This is a genomic window from Streptomyces tendae, from assembly GCF_014650435.1.
GTDB classification, from domain to species: Bacteria; Actinomycetota; Actinomycetes; order Streptomycetales; family Streptomycetaceae; genus Streptomyces; species Streptomyces tendae.
In genome coordinates this window covers 715240-732066 of sequence record NZ_BMUY01000003.1, presented here as the reverse complement: position 1 = coordinate 732066, position 16827 = coordinate 715240, and the positions used below count along the sequence as shown (strand labels likewise).

General features: G+C 73.4%; 15 protein-coding genes. 5 read left to right on the top strand and 10 right to left on the bottom strand.

Features of this window, described 5'->3' with window-relative positions; translation table 11 throughout:
• Window positions 1-69 precede the first annotated feature (69 nt).
• From IE258_RS12005 to IE258_RS11990, 4 genes are all read right to left on the bottom strand, one after another.
• Window positions 70-1791, bottom strand: a complete 1722-nt coding sequence (locus IE258_RS12005) for a glycosyltransferase family 2 protein (RefSeq protein ID WP_189742571.1) — start codon at window positions 1789-1791, stop codon at window positions 70-72.
• Window positions 1788-4034 (bottom strand): CDP-glycerol glycerophosphotransferase family protein, encoded by a 2247-nt coding sequence (locus tag IE258_RS12000; protein WP_189742569.1) that lies wholly within the window; start codon window positions 4032-4034, stop codon window positions 1788-1790. The genes IE258_RS12005 and IE258_RS12000 overlap by 4 nt, the downstream gene beginning before the upstream one ends.
• Before the next feature lie 144 nt (window positions 4035-4178).
• The gene (locus IE258_RS11995) at window positions 4179-5075 is read right to left on the bottom strand and encodes an ABC transporter ATP-binding protein (RefSeq protein ID WP_189742567.1); all 897 of its coding nucleotides are present in this window, start codon (window positions 5073-5075) and stop codon (window positions 4179-4181) included.
• Window positions 5068-6024 (bottom strand): ABC transporter permease, encoded by a 957-nt coding sequence (locus IE258_RS11990; RefSeq protein WP_189742565.1) that lies wholly within the window; start codon window positions 6022-6024, stop codon window positions 5068-5070. The genes IE258_RS11995 and IE258_RS11990 overlap by 8 nt, the downstream gene beginning before the upstream one ends.
• 172 nt (window positions 6025-6196) lie before the next feature.
• Between IE258_RS11990 and IE258_RS11985 the strand changes: the two genes are divergently transcribed.
• Both IE258_RS11985 and IE258_RS11980 read left to right on the top strand, forming a co-directional pair.
• The gene (locus IE258_RS11985; RefSeq protein WP_189742564.1) at window positions 6197-6829 is read left to right on the top strand and encodes a TetR/AcrR family transcriptional regulator; all 633 of its coding nucleotides are present in this window, start codon (window positions 6197-6199) and stop codon (window positions 6827-6829) included.
• Window positions 6830-6876: 47 nt separating this feature from the next.
• Window positions 6877-7290, top strand: a complete 414-nt coding sequence (locus tag IE258_RS11980) for a nuclear transport factor 2 family protein (protein ID WP_308434158.1) — start codon at window positions 6877-6879, stop codon at window positions 7288-7290.
• A gap of 79 nt (window positions 7291-7369) precedes the next feature.
• Here the strand turns inward: IE258_RS11980 and IE258_RS11975 are convergent, their stop codons facing one another.
• Window positions 7370-8197 (bottom strand): M55 family metallopeptidase, encoded by an 828-nt coding sequence (locus tag IE258_RS11975; RefSeq protein WP_189742562.1) that lies wholly within the window; start codon window positions 8195-8197, stop codon window positions 7370-7372.
• 88 nt (window positions 8198-8285) lie between these two features.
• On the opposite strand from IE258_RS11975, the gene IE258_RS11970 reads away from it, so the two are divergent.
• Both IE258_RS11970 and IE258_RS11965 read left to right on the top strand, forming a co-directional pair.
• Window positions 8286-8897, top strand: coding sequence for a DinB family protein (locus tag IE258_RS11970; RefSeq protein WP_189742560.1), 612 nt, complete (start codon window positions 8286-8288; stop codon window positions 8895-8897).
• Entirely contained in the window at window positions 8894-9331 is a 438-nt protein-coding gene (locus tag IE258_RS11965) for a glutaredoxin domain-containing protein (RefSeq protein WP_189742558.1), read from the top strand. The genes IE258_RS11970 and IE258_RS11965 overlap by 4 nt, the downstream gene beginning before the upstream one ends.
• 189 nt (window positions 9332-9520) lie before the next feature.
• Here IE258_RS11965 and galE read toward each other — a convergent pair whose 3' ends face one another.
• Both galE and IE258_RS11955 read right to left on the bottom strand, forming a co-directional pair.
• Window positions 9521-10501 (bottom strand): UDP-glucose 4-epimerase GalE, encoded by a 981-nt coding sequence (gene galE, locus IE258_RS11960; RefSeq protein ID WP_159329917.1) that lies wholly within the window; start codon window positions 10499-10501, stop codon window positions 9521-9523.
• Window positions 10502-10577: 76 nt separating this feature from the next.
• Complete coding sequence (locus IE258_RS11955; protein ID WP_189742556.1) at window positions 10578-11048, bottom strand: MarR family winged helix-turn-helix transcriptional regulator; 471 nt, start codon at window positions 11046-11048, stop codon at window positions 10578-10580.
• Window positions 11049-11177: 129 nt separating this feature from the next.
• Between IE258_RS11955 and IE258_RS11950 the strand changes: the two genes are divergently transcribed.
• On the top strand, window positions 11178-11591 hold the full coding sequence (locus IE258_RS11950; protein WP_189742554.1) for an organic hydroperoxide resistance protein: 414 nt from the start codon (window positions 11178-11180) through the stop codon (window positions 11589-11591).
• 13 nt (window positions 11592-11604) lie between these two features.
• Here IE258_RS11950 and IE258_RS11945 read toward each other — a convergent pair whose 3' ends face one another.
• From IE258_RS11945 to IE258_RS11935, 3 genes are all read right to left on the bottom strand, one after another.
• Window positions 11605-13158 carry a hypothetical protein gene (locus IE258_RS11945; RefSeq protein ID WP_189742552.1) on the bottom strand — a complete coding sequence of 518 codons (1554 nt, stop codon included), beginning with the start codon at window positions 13156-13158 and terminating at the stop codon, window positions 11605-11607.
• A gap of 103 nt (window positions 13159-13261) precedes the next feature.
• Window positions 13262-14593: a hypothetical protein gene (locus tag IE258_RS11940; RefSeq protein WP_189742550.1), complete on the bottom strand. Its 1332-nt coding sequence runs from the start codon at window positions 14591-14593 to the stop codon at window positions 13262-13264.
• Window positions 14590-16824: a bifunctional glycosyltransferase/CDP-glycerol:glycerophosphate glycerophosphotransferase gene (locus IE258_RS11935; protein ID WP_189742548.1), complete on the bottom strand. Its 2235-nt coding sequence runs from the start codon at window positions 16822-16824 to the stop codon at window positions 14590-14592. Before IE258_RS11935 ends, IE258_RS11940 begins: the two co-directional genes overlap by 4 nt.
• Window positions 16825-16827: the final 3 nt, after the last annotated feature.

The following is a 16827-nucleotide window of genomic DNA, read 5'->3' as shown; positions in this document are numbered from 1 at the left end:
TTGCGGGGTGCCGCCTGCGCCCACCTGTGCCGCCCCAGCGGCACGACTGCCCGCAGGTAGGGGGCCGGGTCAACGGAGGACGTTGGACACCAGGCGGGCTGCTCTGCGGGTGCGAGGGGTGGAGAGGCGGCGGGCTGCCGGGCCGAGGATCCTGGCCGTGGCGCCCACCGGCTGCCAGGTGATCTGGAGGCGGCCCGGGTTGTGGCCCTCCGGGCGGAGGGTGACCCGGTGGGGGGTGAGGCCGGCGCGGTGGGGGACGCGGGCCGTGAGCGGTGGGAAGGCCAGCGGCGCCAGGAGGATGCCCGTGTGGGTGCGGCCCCGGTGGCGGAGGCGGAGCACGGGATGGCGGGTGCCGCCGAAGCCGTGGACCGGGAGACGCGCCGCCGCCAGGTCCAGGCGGACGCGGCCCTCGAAGAGACCGGGGCCGACGGGTGACAGGCGGAAGGGGACCGTCAGGCGTCGGCGGCCCGGGGAGAGGTGGAGCACCGCGCGCTGGGGGCCTACCGGAAGGCGCAGGGCCGGGTCGTAGGTGCGGACGGTGAGGTCGACCGAGGCACCGGGGCCACGCGTGATCTCCGTGATCTCGTGCCGGAGCAGGGCGGTGAAGAACGGGCGGGTGTCCAGTTCCAGGTCCGTCAGGTCCAGCTCGCGCCGGGACTCGGGGGAGGCCGGGACCTCCTCGCCCCAGTACACGCGGCCGCCCTCCTCGTCCGGCGTCACCCGGCGCGGTGCCACGTCGTGGCCGAGTCCCCGGGCGGCCGTGCGTACGTCTGCCAGGCGCCGGTCGCGCAGCAGCCGCAGGACGACCCGTTCGGCGCGGGGCAGCCGGGCGTAGGCGCCCTCGGCGAGCGTGTCGAGGTAGGGGTTCATCAGGTCCGCGAAGGCGGTCAGCCACGCCTCGTCCCGGTAGGGGAGGTCACCGGCGTACATCCGGAAGTCGTGCTTGAGGAACTTGAAGTCCTTGTCCTCGCGCAGCGCCTCGTGCCCGCTCTCGGCCAGGAAGGCGTCGATGAGGCGCTGCACGTGGACGCGGTCGCGGACGTTGGTGAGCCTGTGCCGCTGGTTGGAGATGGAGGCGGCGTCGGAGGCGGCGTACGGGGCTATGTACCAGCGGTAGACCGGTTCGGGGACGACCGTGAACGTCTTGGCCAGGCAGTACGCCTGCGCCGAGAAGAGCTGGTCCTCGTAGTGGATGCCCTCGGGGAAGCGCAGGCCGTGCCGGTCGAGGAAGGGGCGGGCGTACATCTTGCTGGTGGACAGGTGCTCGAAGAGGAGCCGCGGGTCGGCCTCGATGCCGTCCAGGGTGCGGCGCTCGGCGACCAGGTGCGGCATCCAGGTCGTACGGCGTCCGCCGTCCACGCGGATGCGGTGCACGGCGCCCATCGCGAAGTCCAGGTCGCGTTCGCGGTGGGCGGCGAGCAGGACCTCGACGGCGCGTTCGGGCAGTTCGTCGTCGCTGTCCAGGAACATCAGGTAGGGCGCCCGCGCGATCTCCAGGGCGCGGTTGCGCGGGGCGCTGCACCCGCCGCTGTTCTCGGGCAGCCGCAGGTACACGATCCGCGGGTCCCGGGTGGCCAGTTCGCGGGCCACCTCCTCGGTCGCGTCGGTCGAGTGGTCGTCGCTGATGACGACCTCGATGTTCGCGTGGGTCTGGCGGAGCACGGACGCGACGGCGCGGGGGAGGCGTTCGGCGTCGTTGTACACGATGACCGTGACGGTGACGTCCGGGGTGCCCGGCGAGAGGGGCGCGAGCGTGTCCGTGGCCGGGCTCGCGGTGGTGGCTGTCCTCATGACGCGCTGGCCTCCTCGGGGCTCGGGGCCGGGGTGCGGTCCTCGACCGGCAGGACCGGGGGCAGGGTCCGTTCGTCCTCGCCGAGGAAGACCCGGCGTACGACGCGTTCGGCGGCGTGGCCGTCGTCGTACTCGCAGAACCGGCGCCGGAAGGCGGCCCGTGCCTTCGTCGCGCGCTCGTCGTGCCAGGCGTCGGTGGTGAGGATCTCCGTCAGCTCCGCCTGGGTGCGGGCGACCGGGCCGGGGGCCTCGGCCATCAGGTCGAAGTAGACGCCGCGGGTGGTGCGGTAGGTCTCCCAGTCGTCGGCGTGGACGACGATCGGGCGGTCCAGGTTGGCGTAGTCGAACATGATCGACGAGTAGTCGGTGACCAGCGCGTCGGCGGCCAGGCACAGTTCCTCGACGGGTTCGTAGGAGGAGACGTCGACGAGGCGGCCGGTGCGACGGAGGCTCCCCAGCAGGCCCCCCAGGGGGGAGGCGGTGCCGTCGTAGAAGTAGTGGGCGCGCACCAGCAGAACCGTTTCCTCGCCGAGTCGGTCGGCGAGGCCGGCGAGGTCCAGGCGCGGGGTCCAGCCGGCCTCGTAGTCGCGGTGGGTGGGCGCGTAGAGGACCGCCCTGCGGCCGGGGGCGATGCCGAGCCGTTCGCGGGCCGCGCGGACCTCCGCCGGACCGGCGGTGTAGTACACGTCGTTGCGCGGATAGCCGTGGTCGAGGGAGATGTGGCGGGACGGGTAGGCCCGCTGCCACATGCGGGTGGAGTGGCTGTTGGCGGAGACGCTGAAGTCCCACTTGTCGACGCGCTCGAGGAGGGCCTGGAAGTCCAGGCCGTGCGCGGCGGCGGGGTACGGCAGCTGGTCCACGCCCATGCGCTTGAGCGGGGTGCCGTGGTGGGTCTGGAGGTGGACGGTGCCGGGGCGCTTGACCACCGCGTCCGGGAAGTTGACGTTGTTGACCAGGTACTTGGCGCGGGCCAGCACCTCCCAGTAGCGGCGGGTGCCGGGCACGACGTGGTCGGTGCCGGGCGGCAGCAGGGCGGCGCCCGCGGCGGTGACCACCCACACGGGGTGGACGCTCGGGGCGAGTTCGGCGAGCTTGGCGGCGATCGCGGCCGGGTTGCAGGCCACCCCGCGGTTCCAGTACGCGGAGAAGACCGCGAGGTGCGGGTCGACCGGGCGGGCCAGGGCGGCGCGGTACTGGAGGGCGCGCAGCCGGGTGCCGGCCCGGCGTCTGCCGGTGCGCGCGGCGGAGCGCACCTCGCGGCGGGCGTGGTTGGCGGTCTGGAGGGCGCGGTACTTGCCGTAGGCGCCCTCCTCGAGGAGAGACCGGCGTACGCCCTCCAGGCCGGCCGGGCGCCGGAGCCCCTCGGGGCGGTGGCGCCGGGCGGTCACGGACGCCCGGTGGAAGAACTCCCGCGCCACGTCGTCCGGCATCCCGGCGCGGGCGAAGGTGTGCAGGCAGTCGCGGATCATCAGGTCGTACAGGACACCGTGGACGGCGGGCCGGTCGGCGGTGAGGCCGAGGAGCGCCTCGTAGCGGTCGACCAGCGCGTACCGCTCGGCCGGCGTGGGCGGCGGGAGGCTCTCGGGCCGCAGCCTGCGGTCCTCGTACGCCGGGTGCGGCAGGCAGGCGACGCGGTCGGCGAGCAGCAGTGCGGCGTACGCGGCGAAGGGCTCGTCCTCGGTGGTCAGGAGCCGTTCACGGGCCCGCCAGAAGCCGGCGCGCACGACGCGGTTGCCGAGCAGCGGGGTCAGGCGGAGCAGCGCCGCGCGGTCGTCGAGGGCGAGGTCGGCGCGGCCCGCGCGGGCGAGGCGGGGGCCGTCGGGGGAGGGCAGGCCCGAGGCCCGCCAGGAGCTGCGGACGTGGTCGAGGAGCAGAACGTCCACGGTGTCGGGCAGGCCGCCGACGCGCTCGGCGACGGCGGGCGCGGCGCCGACGGGCAGCCCGTCCTTGGCGTGCACGAAGTGCAGCCACCGGCCCCGCGCCCGGGCCGCCCCCGCCGAGCGGCCCGCGGCGTCGCCGGCCCCGTCCGGCAGGGGCACCACCGTGAAGGCGGGGGCGTGCCGCTCGGCGACCTCCCGCGCCCAGTCCCCGACGGCGGCGACGATCACCTCGACGCCGGGGAGGGGGTGGGCGTCCAGGGAGTCGAGGAGGTCGGGCAGGTGGTCCTGGACGTTGCGGCCGTGGACGACGATGCTGAGTTCGGGGGCCGTCTCGGCGAACGGATCGGGGACCGTCTCGGGCATCGCGGGGACTCCTTCGCCTCGGCCTTCGCTTCGTCGCTCCCGGGTCACTCCTGTGGGTCGTTTTCTATTCGGTCATAGTGACATCATTCGGGCAAAAGGATTAATCGGGAGGGCGGTGAGTACGCCTTCCGGGGGACGGGGCGCTCAGGCGACCGCCTCGGCCTTGGGGGCGGGCTTGGGGGCTGCCTTGGTCGCTGCCTTGGGAGCCGCCTTGGGTTTCGCCGCCGGTCCGCCGGTGAACTTCTCGTACTCCTTCAGGACCTCCTCCGTCGGCCCGTCCATGCGCAGCTCGCCGCGCTCCAGCCACAGCACCCGGTCGCAGGTGTCGCGGATGGACTTGTTGCTGTGGCTGACCAGGAACACCGTGCCGGCGTGCTCGCGCAGCTCCCGGATGCGTTCCTCGGACCGCTTCTGGAAGGAGCGGTCGCCGGTGGCCAGGGCCTCGTCGACGAGGAGGACGTCGTGGTCCTTGGCGGCGGCGATGGAGAACCGCAGGCGGGCGGCCATGCCGGAGGAGTACGTGCGCATGGGCAGGGTGATGAAGTCGCCCTTGTCGTTGATCCCCGAGAAGTCGACGATCTCCTGGTACCGCTCCTTGACCTGCGTGCGGGACATGCCCATCGCCAGGCCGCCGAGGTACACGTTGCGCTCGCCGGTGAGGTCGTTCATCAGGGCGGCGTTGACGCCGAGCAGGGAGGGCTGCCCGTCGGTGTAGATCCGGCCCCTCTCCACCGGGAGCAGGCCGGCGACGGCCTTGAGCAGCGTCGACTTGCCCGAACCGTTGGTCCCTATCAGGCCGATGGCCTCGCCGCGGTACGCCACGAAGGACACGTTCTTCACGGCGTGCACCCGGCGCACGCCCGCGGCCTTCTCGGTCTTCTTGCGACGCAGGATGCGGTTGAGGGCGGCGGTCGCGGAGCCGCGGCCGGCCCCGGTGCCGTTGACCCGGTAGACGATGTCGACGCCGTCGGCGACGACGGTGGGCACGCGCTCGGCGGGGGCGTTGCCGGCGGGTGTGTTGTCAGCGGGGGTGTCAGCCACGACCGTACGTCTCCTCGGCCTTCCAGAAGTAGATGAAGCCGCCGATCCCGGCGACCAGGGCCCAGCCCACCGCGAGCGCCCACACGTGGGGCGGCAGCTGGCTCCCGGCGAAGCTGTCGATCAGCGCGAAGCGCATCAGGTCGATGTAGACGACGGCGGGGTTGAGCTGGAGGGCGGTGCCCACCCAGGACGGCAGGCCGCTGTCCGGGCCGGTCATGTGGTGGATGCTGAACATGACGCCCGAGGCGTACATCCAGGTGCGCAGCAGGAACGGCATCAGCTGCGCCATGTCGGGGATCTTCGACCCCACCCGGGCCATGACCATGGCCACGCCCGCGTTGAACAGGAACTGCAGCACCAGCGCCGGGACCGCGAGCACCCAGGACGGAGCGGGCGGCACACCGAAGGCCAGCAGGATCACGAGGAGCGCGGCCATCGAGAACAGCAGTTGCTGGAGCTGCTGGAGGCAGAACGACACCGGCAGCGCCGCCCGCGGGAAGTGCAGGGCGCGCACGAGGCCGAGGTTGCCGGAGATGGCCCGGGTGCCCGCCATGATCGAGCTCTGCGTGAACGTCCACACGAACACGCCGGTGACCAGGAACGGGACGAAGTCCTCCACGCCGCGGCTGGTGTTCATCAGCATGCCGAAGATGAAGTAGTACACCGCCGCGTTGAGCAGGGGCGTCATCACCTGCCAGACCTGGCCCAGCTTGGCCTGGCTGTACTGGGCGGTCAGCTTCGCGGTGGAGAAGGCGCCGATGAAGTGCCGGCGCGCCCACAGCTGGCGGACGTACTGGGGCAGGGAGGGGCGGGCACCGCTGACCGACAGCCCGTGCCGGGCGGCGAGCGCCGCGAGGTCGTGGTCGGCTCCGGCGGGGCCGGGTGCGGTGGCTGGGGCGGCCTGGGCCGATGCCCGGGTCGGGGGTGGGGGGTCGAGGACCTGGCTCACATCCGGTGCTTTCGCTCGGGGGAGGGGGCGAGAGGGCGACGCCCGTCGTTCACCTGGGTGACCGTGTGTGTTCACTTACGTCGGGACGGCACCGTATCGTCGTAACGTGAGCGTAGGGCGTGGCGACGCCGGAACGCAACCGTTTCGTCGTGACGCCCTATGCTTGGCCCGCATGACGACCAACGCCGCCGCCGACGAGCCGACGCCGCGCCCGCGCCGCCGGGCCCCCGCGGGGGCGGCGGTGCTCCGCGAGGACGTGACGGAGGCCATCCGGGCGGCGGTCTTCGAGGAACTGGCGGCGGTCGGCTACGCCCGGATGTCCATCGAGGGCATCGCGCGCCGCGCGGGCGTCGGCAAGACCGCCGTCTACCGGCGCTGGCGCTCCAAGCTGCACCTGGTGCTCGACGTCGTCTCCGCCCTCGCCGTGCAGGGCCTGCCCGCGCCGGACACCGGCTCCCTGGAGGGCGACCTGCGGCTGCTGTACGAGGTGACCTCCCGCGCCCTGCGCCACCCGGTGGCCTCGCAGATCATCCCCGACCTCCAGGCGGAGGCGGCCCGCAACCCCGACATCGCCGAGGCGCTGCAGAAGACCCTGCGCGAGGGCCAGGACGGCGTCGCCAGCAGGATCCTCGCGGCGGCGACCGAACGCGGCGAACTGGGTCCCGCCCTCGACACCGACCTGGCCCTCGACCTGATCTCGGGCCCGCTGTACTGGCGCGCGGTGGTCGTCCGCAGCCCGAAGCTGCCGAAGGGCTACCTGGGATCGCTGGCCCGCGCCACGGCGGAGGGCCTGAAGGCGCTCTGAGCAGGGCCGGAGCGCGAATGTCAGTGCCCCCTGGCAAGCTGCGTCCCATGACACGCACACCGTCCGTGGAACCTTTGGAAGCTGTGGAACCGGCTGCGATAGTGCGGGAGTTCTGGGCCCGCATGCAGGCCCGCGACTGGGCGGGCCTCGGTGCGTTGCTCGCCGATGACCTGGTGGTGGAGTGGCCGGTCAGCGCCGAGCGGATCGAGGGCCGCGCCGACTTCGTGAGCGTCAACGCGGAGTATCCGGAAGGCTGGTCGATCGAGGTGATACGCGTCGTGGCCGAGGGCGGGACCGTGGTCTCGGAGGTGGAGGTCCCGCACGAGTCGATGGGCGTCCACCGGGCCGTGTCCCTGTGGACCGTCCGGGGCGGGCGGATCACCGGCGGCCGCGAGTACTGGTCGGCCCTGGGCTCGGACCCGTCACCGCAGTGGCGGGCCCGCTTCGTCCGACCGCTGTAGGCGCCCGCGCGACTCCCGGTGTCCGCACCCCGGCCCGTCAGGGATTCGGCGACACGGTAGCCCGGTGATCGAACCTCGGTCAGCAGTACGGTTGCTGGTTGGTCATGGAAGCCGCCACCCGCATCCAGATGCCGAACTGCCGGTACAGGCCGGGCAGGAGGCCCCGGGCCTGGACCGTGCGGGAGTCCCGGGCGGTGACACCCGGGATCCCTTGGAGTACCGAGGCCACCGAAGCCGACTGCCATCGGACCGCCAGGACGGCCGGGTCCGGATTCGCCGCCGCGATCCTCGATCCGGCCAGAGCCGTGGCAACGGCCTCCTCGATCGCCGCGCGTGCTTCCTCCGGGGGACGCAGTTCGGCGGCGAAACGGTCGTGGGCGTACTTCACGGCCACAGTGGTGACCGAGGGGTCCCACTCCGTCATCTCCTCGCAGGCGCGGTCGTCGCCGGTGAGGACCGCCACGGGAACCCCGAGAGCGGCCGCGGTCGCGTGGGCCAGGCCGATCTCGCCCACCGGTCGGCCGTCGAGCCACATGTCCTCGATCTCGTGTCCCATGAAACTGTGGCTCAGCACACCCAGTTCGCCGGCCCTGGAGTGGTAACCGACGCAGAGCACGGCGTCGTGGCCGGACGTGAGGCCGTCGAGCATGCCCATGTTCTTGGGTTTGCCACGGATGAGCTGTGCGGCCGGGTGCAGGGCCTCCGGCAGGAGGTTGCGCATGGGGCCATGTGCGTCGTTCACGGTGACGTGGGTGGCGCCCGCGGCGACGGCTCCTCTGATCGCCGCGTTGACGTCCTCGGCCATCATCCGGCGTCCGCGCTCGTAATCCCGGCCACTGGGCTGGACGTCGTCGGCGTCGACGAGCCCCGTAATGCCTTCCATGTCCGCGCTCAAGTAGATCCGCACTGAGTCAACTCCTCCGAAAAACCCGATCACCTGGACGACATCACTCAAGTGATCGACGGTTCCCCGGACGGGAGCGGAAACTGGCCCCATGATCCCAACAGACCCCAAGGCCGCCCTCCGCTTCTACCTCCAGTCCGCGCGGGACGCGCTGCTCTGGAAGCTCGAAGGGCTCTCGGAGTACGACATACGGCGTCCGGCGACGCCGACCGGTACCAATCTGCTCGGGCTGGTGAAGCATGCCGCCACCGTGGAGCTGGGCTATCTCGGCGAGGTCTTCGGGCGGTCGTCGGGGGAGCGGTTGCCCTGGATGGAGGAGGGCGCCGAGGCCGACGCGGACATGTGGGTCACCGCCGACGAGTCGCGCGAGTACGTCGTCGGGGTGTATCGCCGGGCGTGGGCCCACGCGGACGCGACGATCGACGCGCTGGCGTTGGACACGGTCGGCAAGGTGCCCTGGTGGTCGGCGGGCAAGGACGAGGTGACGTTGCATCACGCCGTGATCCGCGTGATCGCGGACACCCAGCGGCACGCCGGTCACGCCGACATCGTCCGGGAGTTGACGGACGGCGCCGTGGGGATGCGCGAGGACAACGTCGCGGTGCCGGAAGGGGATGCCGCGTGGTGGGCGGCGTACCGGGACCGGATCGAGCACGCGGCTCGGGAAGCCGGGCGCCGGGGGACGTCGGACCGGACCCGATGAGGCGGGCGTGGTCGGGCCCGGTGCTGCTGCTGATCGCCGGAGCGGGGGCCGTGACCGGGCCGTTCGTCCAGGGGCGCACCGGGACGGGTGCCGTGCTGCTGCTGGTGTTCGTGCTGCTGGCCGGGCTGACCTCGCCGCTGGTGTTCCCCAGGTCGATCGGGGCGCCGGAGGCGCGGCGGCGCAGTGCCGTCGACGGGCGGCCGGTCGTCTTCTGGCGGCCGGGGTGTGCCTACTGCATGCGGCTGCGCATCCGGCTGGGGCGGAAGGCGCGGCGGTTGCACTGGGTCGACATCTGGCGGGACCCGGCCGGGGCGGAGCTGGTGCGGGAGGCCAACGGCGGCGACGAGACCGTGCCCACGGTGCTCGTCGCGGGCCGTACGTACACCAATCCCGATCCGGCGTGGGTGCGCGAGCAGGTCTCCGAGTCCCGCTGACCCGGCGCCGGGCGCGGAGCCCCGCTGCCCAGCCCCGCCGACCCGGGCCCCCTGCCCTGCCTCGCCGGCCGGCGTCCGGCCTCACCGACTCGGCGCCCAGCCGCGCTGCCCCGGCGCCCTGCCTCGCCGGCCCGGCGTCCGGCCCCACCGACCCGGTGCCGACGCTCTGCGTCCCACCCCCAGGGGGCGTCAGTCCCGCGCCGCCTCCGGGTGGAGCCGGACCCAGCCCGCCCAGGCCGAGGCGATCATGTCCTCGACGTCGTACTTGGCCTTCCAGCCCAGTTCGACGGCGGCGCGGTCGGCCGAGGCGACGACGCGGGCCGGGTCGCCGGGGCGGCGGGGCGTGACGGTCGGCGGCTGGTCGTAGCCGGTGAGGGCGTTGATGCGGTCGATCATCTCGCGGACGGAGACGCCCTCGCCCCGGCCGATGTTGAGCGTGAGGGCACGGCCCGGCGAGGACTGCAGGGCGCGGGCCGCCGCCACATGGGCCTCGGCCAGGTCAACGACGTGGATGTAGTCGCGCACGCAGGTGCCGTCCGGCGTCGCGTAGTCGTCGCCGAAGATCCGGGGGGCGGCGGACTCCGTCAGCTTCTCGAAGACCATCGGGACCAGGTTGTACACGCCGGTGTCGGCCAGCTCCGGGCTCGCCGCGCCCGCCACGTTGAAGTAGCGCAGGGACGCCGTGGCCAGCCCCGCGGCCTTGCCGGTGGCCCGGACCAGCCACTCGCCGGCCAGCTTGGTCTCGCCGTACGGCGACATCGGCACGCAGGGCGTCTCCTCGGTCACCAGGTCGACGTCGGGCATGCCGTACACGGCGGCGGAGGAGGAGAAGACGAAGGACGGGACCTCGGCCTTCGTGACCGCGTCCAGCAGGACGCGCAGCCCCTCCACGTTCTCCCGGTAGTAGTGCAGCGGCAGGTCCACCGACTCGCCGACCTGCTTCTTGGCGGCCAGGTGCACCACGCCGGTGACGGAGTGGTCGGCCAGGGCGCGCGTGACCCGTTCGCCGTCCAGGACCGAGCCCACCACCAGGGGGACGCCGTCGGGCACGCGCTCGGCGATCCCCGTGGACAGGTCGTCGTAGACCACGGCCTTCTCGCCCGCTTCGGTCATCGCCCGTACGACGTGCGCCCCGATGTATCCGGCGCCGCCGGTGATCAGCCAGGTCATTCGGCCGTCCCTTTCGTTCAGTGGTCCTTGGTAGCCATGATCCGTCATCGCGGCGCCGGCCGGGCGCCCGCACCCGTCAGGACGGTCCCGGGGCCGGATCGGTGCCGTACGCGTCCAGCGCCGCCGTGAGCCGGTCGAGGCGGGCGCGCAGGTCCTGGACCTCGGCGAGGTCCAGGCCGGTCGCCGCGGAGATCCGGCGCGGCACCTCGACGGCCCGCTCGCGCAGCGCCACGCCCTCCTCGGTCAGCCGCACCTCCACCGAGCGCTCGTCGCGCGCGCTGCGCTCACGCCGGACCAGACCGGCCGCCTCCAGCCGCTTGAGCAGCGGCGACAGCGTGCCTGAGTCGAGACGCAGGTGCTCGCCGAGCTTCTTCACCGGCAGCTCGCCGTGCTCCCACAGCACCAGCAGGACCAGGTACTGCGAGTAGGTGAGCCCCAGATCCTTGAGGACGACGCGGTAGACGCCGCCGAAGGCGCGCGACGCGGCGTTCAGGGAGAAGCAGATCTGCTGGTCCAGGCGGAGCCAGTCGGTTGCGGGCGTGGTCATGCGCTCCAGGGTAGCCGACCTGACCTCGTCCACAATCTAGTTGCGTGTAATTAAGTTGCGCACAACTGGATTGAGTGCTCTACTTGTGGAGGTCAGCACGCAGCCCCTCCTGAAAGGGACGGTTCTCCCATGGACGCGCTCTACACCGCCGCCGCCACCGCCACCCACGGCCGCGACGGCCGTACCGTCAGCTCCGACGGCAGGCTCGACCTCGCCCTCGGCGTCCCCGTCGAGATGGGCGGCAACGGAGAGGGCACCAACCCCGAGCAGCTGTTCGCCGCCGGGTACGCCGCCTGTTTCGGCAGCGCCCTCGGTGTCGTCGGCCGGGCGGCGAAGGTCGACGTCAGCGACGCCGCGGTGACCGCCGAGGTCGGCATCGGCAAGCAGGGCGAGGGCTTCGCGCTCGCCGTCACGCTCCGGGTCGAGCTGCCCGAGGGCCTCGACGAGGAGACCGGCCGCAAGCTGGTCGAGCAGGCCCACCAGGTCTGCCCCTACTCCAACGCCACCCGCGGCAACATCCCGGTCGAGCTCGTCATCGAGTAGTCCCCGGGGGCCTTCACCCGACCCGCGCCAGCACCTCCCCCGTCCGTTCGCTCCACGCCACCACCACCGCCTCCTCGGGCACCGGGTGCCAGCGGGTCAGCAGCAGCCAGCGGACGTGGTAGCGGCGGGTGACGGCGGTGCGCTCGGTGCGGGTCGAGTCCGGCGCGAGGTACGCCTCGACGTCGGCCACCCGCCGCCGCCGCTCCCGCTCGTCCAGCGACGGGTCCGGCCAGGCGGGCGCCGCGAGGTTCGGCCCGTACCCGGCGATGGCGTGCCCGGCGTAGTAGCCGTCGGTGATCACGACCTCGCCGGGGCCGATGTGCCGGGCCGCCCACGCGTACGCCGGCCACTGGGGCGGCTGCTCGAAGCCCACCGGGTCCAGGGCGCGCGGCAGCACCGCCCCCGCGTGGACCGTGAGGAAGCCGAGCAGGGCCCCGGCGGTCGCCGTCCAGCCCAGCGCCGCCCGCCACCGCCCCCAGGGCCGGGGCGCCGCCAGCTCCACCGCCAGGGCGAACTGCAACGGCACCAGCGCGAGCCCGAGGATCCGGCCGTAGGTGTAGTGCCCGCTGAACCAGCCGTACGCCACCGCCGCGCAGTCCAGCGCGAACATCAGCACCAGCGGGTCCCGTGCCGAGCGCCGCCCGCGCGCCCACAGGGCGGGCAGGCCCAGCAGGGCCAGCCAGAACTCCCCGGGCAGGTGGAGGTAGAGGACCCGGTGCATCGCGTCCACGCTGCCGTCGCCGGCCAGCGCGAACACGTCGAAGTACGGCCACAGCGCCCCCGCCCCGACCGCCACGGCGCCCGTCAGCGCCCACCGTCCCACGACCGGCCCACGCCACCCGCGCTGCCATCCGGCCACCAGCGCCACCGCGCCGAGCACCGCCGCCACCGAGGTGATCGGGTGGACGAGGAGGACCAGGGCGTAGAGGACGCCGAGCCCCGCGTATCCGGGCAGGCCGCGCTGTCCGCTCGGCCCCACGTACCGCACCCGCCGCGTGTCCCGCGCCCGTGCGCCGGTCAGTGCCCAGGCCCAGAAGGTGAGTCCGATCGCGAACGTCGACGGGTAGCCGAGGTTGCCCGTCATCGACATCAGCCCGAGGTACCCGCTCCACCAGGCCCGCTCGGTGCCCCACAGCAGCGTCATCGCGCCCAGCGCGAGCACCGGCGCCCACGGCCGCGGGGTCAGCACCCGCACGAAGCGGTTCAGGCCGGTCAGCAGCACCAGCAGGTTCAGCGGCCCGGCGAGCCGCACCACCTCCCAGCCGCCCAGCCCGGTCAGCCGGGCGAACGCGCCCTCGGCCACCGCGTACGGCGAGTAGTACGCGCTGCCCGCACCCGGCAGGTCGGCCATCGGATGCCGGGGGTGGAGGAGGTTCTCCTTCAGGCGCTCGACGACGGCCGCGTGCTGACCGGCGTCGCAGCACAGCGGCACCGCCCAGTACGCCAGCGTCATCACGAGGAAGAAGAGGAAGCCGGCGGCCTGGTACGGGCTGGGGCGCCAGACGCGTCCGCCGCGCAGCGCCGTCGCGCCGCGCACCGGACGTCGGACGAGGACGCCGGCGCTCACGAAGCAGCGGGAGTATGGGGCATTCGGGACATTTGGCGTATGTTCCCGGTGGGGTCGCCCCCGTCAATCGCTCAGCGGCCCAAGTCACCCGGGTAGCGGATGCTCAGCCGACCGCGCCCGCCCGGTCCGGCTGTCCCTGCGCCGGCAGCGGCACCCGGCCGCCCCGCACCACCGGCGCCAGCAGCAGCGGCACCCCCACCACCGGCAGCAGCCACGCCAGCACGATCAGCCGTTCGCCCCAGATGTTGATGTCCGGGTGCCCGGCCTGGGTGAGGATCCCGGTGCACGCCGCCGCGACCAGGAAGCCGCCGACCGCGCCCCCGCGCCGCAGTGCACCCCACGCCCCGGCGGCCAGCGCCGCCGCGAACAGCGGCTGCCACGCCTGCCTGCGCAGCCACTCCACCCAGAAATTGCCCTGCAACTGCCAGAACTCCGGCCACGGATGCTTCCGGTCGGGGCGGTTGAAGTGGTCGGTGAGCAGGTCCTGGAGGCTGTCCGCCTCGGACGGGTAGTGCAGCAGCCGCGCCAGCAGCAGGGTCGCGACCGCACCGGCCAGGCCCACGGCCGCGAGCGCCAGCACGTCCAGGGAGGCCGGACCGCCCCGGCCCCGCAGCCGCCGACGCCGCCGCCGGTACCGGCGCAGGGCGATCGCCCCGCCGGCCGCCGCCAGGCACAGGCCGAGGAACAGCGCCTGGGAGTGCTTGACCGTGAACAGGGCGATCAGTGAGCCGGCGACCACCGCCAGGCCGGCCCGGTTCCGCCCCGTCCGCAGCACGAGTGCGCAGCCCCAGACCGCCGCCAGGGTCAGCGCCATCAGCAGGCCCTCGGTCATCGGGCGCATCGCGGTCGTCCCGCACGGCAGCACGTAGTACAGCGCCTGCCCGGCCAGCGCGAGCGGCACCGGCACGGACAGGGTCCGCAGGATCAGGAAGACCAGGACGCCGCCCGCGCCCGCGATCACGACCCCCGCCGTCCACAGGCCCCAGGTCACCCCGAAGGCCAGGACGAACGGCACCAGGAACGCCGGATAGCCCGGCCGCGCCTCGAAGATCGCCATGAAGCGCTCCGACATGTACGGCACCGTGTGCCCGCCGGTCTGCCCGGCCGCCAGCCGCGGCCGGACCGCCGCCCACTCCTGCTTCCGGCATTCGGCCAGCACCTCGGCGGTGGGGTCGGGGCGGTGGAAGCGGACCACGTGCACGCTCTGGTCCCGGCGGGCCCGCTCCGCCCGGCTCGCGCACACGTAGTCGATGGTGGCCGTCGCCGCCGCGCGCTTGCTCTCACCGGTCAGACTCAGCGCGTACGACAGGTAGTTCCTGGTGTCGGGCGTGTCCCGGCCGGTGACGTTCGCCAGCTGGAGCACGGCGAACACGGCGGCCAGGACCAGCACCCCGACGCCGGCGCCCCGGCCGCCCACCCGGCTGCCGGGTCTCATGTGGAGGGCAGCAGGTCGCGTCCGGCCGGGACGGCGCGGGCACCGGGAACGCCGGACGGCTCCGGCGCGGGCATCGGCTCGCCGAGCAGCAGCGTCCGCACCACCCGCTCGGCCGCCCTCCCGTCCTCGTACTCGCAGTACCGGGCCCGGAAGGACGCTCGCAGCCGCGCCGCCTCCTCGTCCCGCCACGCCCCGGACGCCAGCAGCCACGCCAGCTCCCGGTAGGAGCGCGAGACGTGCCCGGGTGCCTCCTCGGTGATGTCGAAGTACGTGCCGCGGGTCGCCGTGTACGGGCCCCAGTCGTCGGCGTGGACCAGGATCGGCCGGTCCAGCAGGGCGTAGTCGAACATCAGGGCGGAGTAGTCGGTGATCAGCAGGTCGGAGGCGAGCATCAGGTCCTCCACGTGCGGTTCGTCCGTCGCGTCGACCACCACGCCCCGCCGGTGCAGCTCCGCGAGGCCGAGGCCGCGCGCCGGGCCGGTGGCGAGGGACGGGTGCAGCCGCACCACCAGGGTGTGGCCCTCGCCGAGGTCGGCGGCGAGCCGGGCCACGTCGAGGCGTTCGACGAGCCCCCCGCGCCGGTACTCGCGGCGGGTCGGCGCGTACAGCGCGACGGTGTGGTCCTCGGGGACGCCGAGCCGCTCGCGGACCCGGCGGCCGTCCTCGGGACCGGCGTTGACCAGGACGTCGTTGCGCGGGCTGCCGGTGCGCGCGGAGGTGAAGTGGCAGGGGTAGGCCCGTTCCCAGATCCGCTCCGCGTACCGGCCCGCGACCAGGCTGTGGTCCCAGCGGTCGGCCCGGCGCAGCATCTGCGGCACGTCCAGGCCGTGCCGGGCGCCGGGCCTGCCCAGCAGGTCGACGCCCATGTACTTGAGCGGGGTGCCCTGGTGGGTGTGGATGTGGACGCTGCCGTCCCGCTTGGCCACCGTGCCGGGCCAGTTGACGTTGTTGACGAGGAACGCCGCCCGCTCGGTCACCCGGCGGTAGGCGGCACTGCCCAGGACCACGTGCTCGGTGCCCGGCGGCAGCAGCGCGGGGTCCGCCGCGCACTCCTCGTCCCGCACCACCCACACCCCGCGCAGGTGCGGGGCGTGCTCCCGGGCCGCGCGGTGGATCGCGGCGGGGTCGCCGAGCACGCCCCGGTGGGAGAACGCCGAGTACACGACGAGGCCGGGGTCCACGGCGCGGCGGGGGAGCACGGCGGCGACCCGGCGGGCCCGGCCCGCGACCGCGCTCCGCGCCTGCCGGGTCCGGCGCTCCGCCTCCCGCGCCGCCCTCCCCGACTGCCGGCGCACCCGGTAGGCGGCGTACGACCCCTCCAGCACCCGCAGTTCGGCCGGGACCGACGCACCTTCCGGCCGGTACGCGCGGAACATCTCGGCGGTGCGGTGGAAGAACTCCGCCCGGTCGGACGGCGGCAGCCGGTCCGGCTTGGAGAGGATGTCCAGGCAGTGCTCGCCCATCTTGGCGTGCAGGAACGACCGCCACCTGGCCGCCAGTTCGGGGCGGTCGCCCAGGAAGGCGAAGACCCGCTCGTACTGCGCGTGGACGTCGAAGTGCTTGCGGCTGGTGGTGGACAGGATGTTGCCCTGGCGGCGCTGGCGGTAGTTCAGGCAGATCCGGTCCAGGGCGGCGATCCGCTCCGCGCTGAACATGACCGGGAAGGTCCAGGGCGTGTCCTCGTAGTAGCCGGGCGGGAAGGTGAAGCCTTCCCGTTCGACGAAGTCGCGCCGGTAGACCTTGTTCCACACCACCATCAGCAGGTCGAGGATCTCGGGGTGCCCGGCGGCGGTGAAGGTGCCGTCGCCGGCCTCCGCGAGCACCCGGGCCAGGACGTTGCGCCGGGTGCCGCCCCACCAGTAGGTGCGCGCGTAGTCGAAGACCAGCACGTCCGGATCGTCCGTCTCCGCGAGCCGGTCGGCCATGGCGCGCAGGGCGCCCGGGGTGAGGGTGTCGTCGCTGTCGAGGAAGAAGAGGTAGTCGCCGGTGGCGTGCGGCATCCCGGCGTTGCGGGCCCGGCCGAGGCCGACGTTCTCCTCCAGGTGCAGCACCCGCACCCGCTCGTCGCGGGCCGCGTACTCGTCCAGGATCGCCCCCGAACCGTCCGGGGAGCAGTCGTCGACGGCGATCACCTCGATGTCCCGGAAGGACTGGTCCAGGACCGAGTCGAGGCACTCGCGCAGGAAACCCTGCACCTTGAAGCAGGGGACGATGACGCTGAAGCGGGGCACGGC

Excerpts from the sequence above, each read along its gene's own strand:
- IE258_RS12000 (WP_189742569.1), bottom strand. The coding sequence starts at position 4,034 with ATGCCCGAGACGGTCCCCGATCCGTTCGCCGAGACGGCCCCCGAACTC.
- IE258_RS11940 (WP_189742550.1), bottom strand. The coding sequence starts at position 14,593 with ATGAGACCCGGCAGCCGGGTGGGCGGCCGGGGCGCCGGCGTCGGGGTG.
- IE258_RS12005 (WP_189742571.1), bottom strand. The coding sequence starts at position 1,791 with ATGAGGACAGCCACCACCGCGAGCCCGGCCACGGACACGCTCGCGCCC.
- IE258_RS11980 (WP_308434158.1), top strand. The coding sequence starts at position 6,877 with ATGACACGCACACCGTCCGTGGAACCTTTGGAAGCTGTGGAACCGGCT.
- IE258_RS11950 (WP_189742554.1), top strand. The coding sequence starts at position 11,178 with ATGGACGCGCTCTACACCGCCGCCGCCACCGCCACCCACGGCCGCGAC.
- IE258_RS11985 (WP_189742564.1), top strand. The coding sequence starts at position 6,197 with ATGACGACCAACGCCGCCGCCGACGAGCCGACGCCGCGCCCGCGCCGC.
- IE258_RS11965 (WP_189742558.1), top strand. The coding sequence starts at position 8,894 with ATGAGGCGGGCGTGGTCGGGCCCGGTGCTGCTGCTGATCGCCGGAGCG.
- galE (WP_159329917.1), bottom strand. The coding sequence starts at position 10,501 with ATGACCTGGCTGATCACCGGCGGCGCCGGATACATCGGGGCGCACGTC.
- IE258_RS11955 (WP_189742556.1), bottom strand. The coding sequence starts at position 11,048 with ATGACCACGCCCGCAACCGACTGGCTCCGCCTGGACCAGCAGATCTGC.
- IE258_RS11970 (WP_189742560.1), top strand. The coding sequence starts at position 8,286 with ATGATCCCAACAGACCCCAAGGCCGCCCTCCGCTTCTACCTCCAGTCC.